The 5,194-nt window shown below is 36.1% G+C and carries 6 protein-coding genes and 1 pseudogene; 6 read left to right on the top strand and 1 reads right to left on the bottom strand.

Annotated features, from left to right (window positions below; translation table 11 throughout):
• The 6 genes and pseudogenes from AB1422_16535 to AB1422_16560 all read left to right on the top strand — a co-directional run.
• The coding region (locus AB1422_16535; GenBank protein MEW6620914.1) for a Fic family protein at positions 1 to 329 on the top strand (329 nt) is incomplete at its 5' end.
• Positions 322 to 540, top strand: a complete 219-nt coding sequence (locus AB1422_16540; GenBank protein MEW6620915.1) for a hypothetical protein — start codon at positions 322 to 324, stop codon at positions 538 to 540. The genes AB1422_16535 and AB1422_16540, both read left to right, overlap by 8 nt.
• Positions 541 to 549: 9 nt before the next feature.
• Positions 550 to 1,155 carry a hypothetical protein gene (locus tag AB1422_16545; GenBank protein MEW6620916.1) on the top strand — a complete coding sequence of 202 codons (606 nt, stop codon included), beginning with the start codon at positions 550 to 552 and terminating at the stop codon, positions 1,153 to 1,155.
• 3 nt (positions 1,156 to 1,158) lie between these two features.
• Entirely contained in the window at positions 1,159 to 3,438 is a 2,280-nt protein-coding gene (locus tag AB1422_16550; GenBank protein ID MEW6620917.1) for a hypothetical protein, read from the top strand.
• 52 nt (positions 3,439 to 3,490) lie between these two features.
• Positions 3,491 to 3,832 (top strand): hypothetical protein, encoded by a 342-nt coding sequence (locus AB1422_16555; protein MEW6620918.1) that lies wholly within the window; start codon positions 3,491 to 3,493, stop codon positions 3,830 to 3,832.
• A gap of 409 nt (positions 3,833 to 4,241) precedes the next feature.
• A pseudogene (locus AB1422_16560) lies at positions 4,242 to 4,337 on the top strand (GxxExxY protein).
• Positions 4,338 to 4,378: 41 nt separating this feature from the next.
• Here the strand turns inward: AB1422_16560 and AB1422_16565 are convergent.
• Positions 4,379 to 4,780, bottom strand: coding sequence for a hypothetical protein (locus AB1422_16565; GenBank protein MEW6620919.1), 402 nt, complete (start codon positions 4,778 to 4,780; stop codon positions 4,379 to 4,381).
• Positions 4,781 to 5,194 lie beyond the last annotated feature (414 nt).

Below are 5,194 nucleotides of genomic sequence, written 5' to 3' on the forward strand. Positions count from 1 at the left end.
TGAAAAAATTTATTGAGGAACTCCCGAGTATAAAGAAAGCCAATCACCCCATAGAATATTCTGCTTTATTACACAAGGAATTTGTAGGAATACATCCATTTATTGATGGAAATGGAAGGATAGCCAGGCTCTTAATGAATCTTGCCTTACTACAAGCAGGCTATACAATTGTAATAATTCCTCCTATCCTCAGGCAAGACTATATAAATTTATTAGAGATTGCCCATACAAAGGCTGATGTTCAACCCTTTATAAACTTTATTTCTTGTATGCTATATGAAAGTCTAAGTGAATATCTTCGTCTAATTAAGGGGTATGAAGATGAATGAAAAAGAGACATCAAAAGAAAGGTTTAAAAGATTAGCTACAGCAAGGACAAATACAGTCCTAAAGAGGCTTAGTGTGCTTGGAAACTGCGCCAATAGGCAGGTTTATGAATATACCAGAGAAGATATAGAAAAAATCTTCGCCACAATTGAAAAGAAGACAAAAGAGATAAAGGCAAGATTTTATTTTCCAGATGAGGAGTTTAAGTTGTAGGAGAAAGAAATGAACAAGGAATTATCCAATGTGGATATAGCTGTATATGCTCTTTATCTCTTAGATGGGTGGCAAAAGCGTGTTCATGCAGAAGACATTGCTTTAAAATGTTACAATCTTGCTCCCTCCAAATTTTCTTGGATAAAATATCCAGATTATCCCGATATTCTGGTTACTTACCAAGCATTAGGGGATGCTAAAAAACCAAAATATGGAACATTAGTTAAAGGGGAAAGCGAAAGAAAAAATCCTCCTGGAGGATGGATGCTAACATCTAACGGGTTTCAATGGATAAAAGCAAATAAGCCACGAATAGAACAATATTTAGGTAGACATATACCAATGGGAGACCGCTTGCCTGCAGACAGAAAACTAAAAGAGTTATTTGGAACTGTAGCCTTTAGAAAATTCAGGGAGTATGGAGAACAAGCAGAAATTTCACATCCTGAATTTGCTGAATCACTTGTCTGCACAGTAAATACTAAAGCTGAGATATTGAACGACCGATTAGCTCAACTTTATTCAATAGCCGAAGAACTAAAAAAAGAGGAGGTTAAAAAATATGTGAATTTTTGTAACAGCAAGTTTGCCTTGCTGTTAAAAAAGGAGGTGTAAGAAATGCCAAAGTTTGAAATTCCTCAAGAATGGAATTTGAGTACAAATCGGCGATATATACGCCAAAATATGGAAAGAGCAATGAGGGGAAAAATAGACCGGGGGTTAGTAGAGCTGATTACAAACTCTGATGGCAGTTATCAAGATTTAGAAGATTTAGAGGAAAAAAGGGGAAAGATTTTAGGAAAAATACGAATAGAGATTGAAAGGCGGAAAAAAGGACAACCTTCAATTGTGAAAGTGCGAGATAGAGCAGGTGGAATGAATAGAATGGAAATGTATGAGAAACTTGGTGAATTGGGTAAAAGAACATCAGGATTTGAAAGAGGAAAGATGCGCCGTGGACTTCATGGACGAGGTGCAAGGGATGTTGCCGTTTTTGGAACTGTTCATTTTGAAAGCATTAAAGATGAGGAATATAACCACCTAATTATTCCTCCTTCCCTAAAATGTAGGTTCACGGAACCTAAACCTAAGAAAGCCACTGAGGAAATACGAAAGAAACTTGGGATTCCAAGAGGTAACGGCACAGTAGTTACTATTGGGGTTGAGGGCAGGTTTGAAGTTCCACAACATCAAACTCTATTATACGAATTTTCACGATATTACAGTCTGCGAGAGATATTTTCTAATCCTGATAGAGAAGTAAAATTGGTAGATCTGAATAAAAATAGAGAGGATCCCTTGTCTTATCCTTATCGCCATCGCCCTGGCGAAGAAATATTTAATGAAAGTTTTTCAGTTCCTAAATATCCAGAAGCTACAGCCCACCTTATGATCTATAAGCACATAAGTTCTTTTGAGCAAGGCATCCTTCCTTCTCGGGAGGGAATCTTGATTAAAAGTGGAGCAGCAATACACGACTGTACCTATTTTGGGTTAGAATCAGAACCATTTTCTTGGAGATTTACAGGCGAGTTATGTTGTAAATTTATTGATAATTTAATTCGTGAATATGACGATAGGGAAGAAGCAAATCCTGATAATCCTAATCATCCTGAAGACAATCCAATACGATTATTAGACCCATTCCGTGATGGCTTAATACTTGAACACCCTTTCGCACAGGAGCTTTACAAAAGAGGCAAAGAAATTTTACGGCCTTTTATTGAGGAATTAAAATCTGCTGAAGCCCATCCCAAACAAAATGTTACAAATGAAGACCTTGAAAGGAAATTAGATAATCTTTCTAAAGAAGTTTCAAGGGTTTTTGAAAGAAAACTAATTGAGATAGAAAAAGAAATCCCAACAGGAGATATTGCTGACCAAACAATTATAAGCCGTCCTAATGGTTTGCATATCATTCCACTCAGCGAGAAAGAGGAAATATCTATTTTAGTGGATCAACCTAAAACATTTTCTATCATAGTGAAGCACTATGAAGATTTGGATGAATCCCTACCAATAGATATTAAAAGCAGTGACCCTGATAATATAAGAGTTCGCACATCTCCAGTTTTTTTGAAAAAATTTTCAGAAGATAAAAAAGTTGGAAGGGCAACATTTACAGTAGAAGGTTCTAAAATTGGTGCAGAGGCATTTATTGAAGTCCGTTATAATGGATACGATAAATTGATGCTTGTAAAAGTTATTGAAGCCTCACCACCTGCCGAAGTTCCTGAAGGCTTTTCTTTTGAGAAACCTCTGTATCATCTACAACTTGGTAAAGAGAAAACCTTAACTTTACAGTTAAAAACTGCAACAAAAAAATTAGATAATCAAATTCCTGTAGAAATAACCTCTGACCATCCTGAAGAGATTGTTGTAAAAGGGGGAGGAAGATATCTATTACGAGAAACTGATATTCTGGGAGTATTAGTTGGAAATTGTAGAATTATTGGACGCCAGTTAAAAGTAAAAGGAATTATAACCGCTCGAGTGAAAGGATTTGAACCTGCACATACAAGCGTTATAGTAGAGGAACGCAGCCCCCGGAGTGGAATTAACCTTAAATCTAAGCCTATAGATGATGATTTCGGTGTACTAAGATACAAATGGGACGATAAAGAACCATATCTCTTGCTCATTGCAGCAAGGCACCCATCAATTGAGAGGTATTTGGGGGAGCTAACTGAACAAGGATATCCTGGGATAAATGATCCACGCTATCATATAATTCTTGCTGAGATTATTGCTGAAGCATTAGCCTTTCGGATATTAGAAAAGCAATTTCCAAAAGAAGGAGTTGAGGGAAGATTAGATTATACTTCTACAGATGCTTACTATCACAAACACTTTTCTGAATTTCTTGCAATTACCCATAAACATCTTGTTACGGTTTAAAGTGAGTATGCTTACTTTAAAGATTAATTGATAAATGGAAAGGGGGATCACCATGAATTCATATTCCATAAAATTAAGAGCCTTATCTGAAAAAGAGGTGAATTGGGGACATTTTGTTCCAGAAATTACTTTTGTCCTTTACCTCTGTGATGCCATTAAAGAATATGTTGATACAGAAGAAATAGCAAACAAGGCAGCAAGAACTTATCCAGATATATTTTCACTTCTGGGTGGCCCGGATACATATTTTACAGTAATGGCTCTTAAAGAAGCGAAATCTATTAACTGGCGTTATGCAAGGGGAGATGTGATAAAAGGGTGGAAACTTACACAGCAAGGTATTTTATTTGCAAAAGATGTTGAGAGAAGAAAATTAAAAAAATACAAAACATAACATTAACTGGACTTTCGTGAATTTTATGCTGTTGTTGAGGCTATCTGAATTATAAATCTAATGATGTTAAAACCCTTCTTATCCTCTCATTAATCGTTTATCTTGCCAAAAGGTAACTATTCATCACGCACGAAGGGCACGGAGAGCACGAAGTGAAATTTGATGAATTATCGAATTCATGAAGCTCAAATATTAACCTATATGGTAATACGTCAGTTATTTGGGGGAATGAACATTAACCTGCGGAGGACAAAGCAATGAAAATAGTAGGCAAGTAGGTAGTAGGTAAGTAGGAAAGGGATAAAGGATGTGCACGGTATTCCTCTTCTGGGGGCAATGTCTCCCCCTTTCCTACTTTCCTACTCTCCTACTTCCTACTTTCAGGAGAATCCCCCATTTCACTGACCCATTACCATATATGAAATTGGCAAATATCAAGGTTGGTCTATTGATAAATTTCAATGTGGAAAGATTAAAAGAAGGCATAAAGAGATTTGTTCTGTAACATCTCCCTGCCCTTCGTGCTCTTCGTGGTGAATAGTGACACTAAAAGAATCTCTCCAGCAATTTAACAAATGCAGGATTACAAAGGGTTAAGGCAAGAAGGGCAATGGCAATAAAGATATTTAACCTGAAATTGAGGCTTTTAAATCTTTCATCAACCACATTAAACCTTTCCTCAATCCAATTTTTCATACCATTAAATCTTTCATCAACCATATTAAATCTTTCCTCAAAAATCTCTCTCGTAACAAGCTCTTTCTTTAACTCTTCTCTAACTTCTACCTTTATCATCTCTTTCTTTTCAACAATTACCTCTTTTGCCTTCTCGTCAATCGCGATTATAGCCTGTTCTATTGCCTTAGCAAATATCTCTGCCTTCCCATTATCCCCAAATGCCTCTTTTAATAGTTCAAAACAACTTCTTGGTAATGTATATGCAATCATCTTTTCACCTTCAATTATATTAAAACATAAAACTCAATCTTTGTCAAGAGAAATTTATCGACCTGTGCGGTTGGGTTTTAGGTTATTGACGCTGAAGGCGTCGAATTTTAAATAACCGTAGATGCAATCTACGGAAATAAACGCCCGCAAAACTCGACCCTGAAAGGGTCGAATGTAATCCATGGTTAGAATTCAACCCTTTCAGGGTTGAGTAGTAAGCAGGAGATTTTCTTCTCTCCGTAGATTTTATCTACGGTTATGTAAAAGTCAACTCTTTCAGGTTTGAGGAAATTTGCTTGTAATTTCTAACCGCACAGGTCGAATTTTTCCGTAATTTCGTGATTCTATTGAATAAATTGACAAAATTCCAACTTATTAAAGAAGCACAAATTAATTAGAATTGATATTATATCA

The sequence above is a fragment of the bacterium genome, from assembly GCA_040757115.1.
GTDB lineage: Bacteria > UBA9089 > CG2-30-40-21 > CG2-30-40-21 > SBAY01 > JBFLXS01.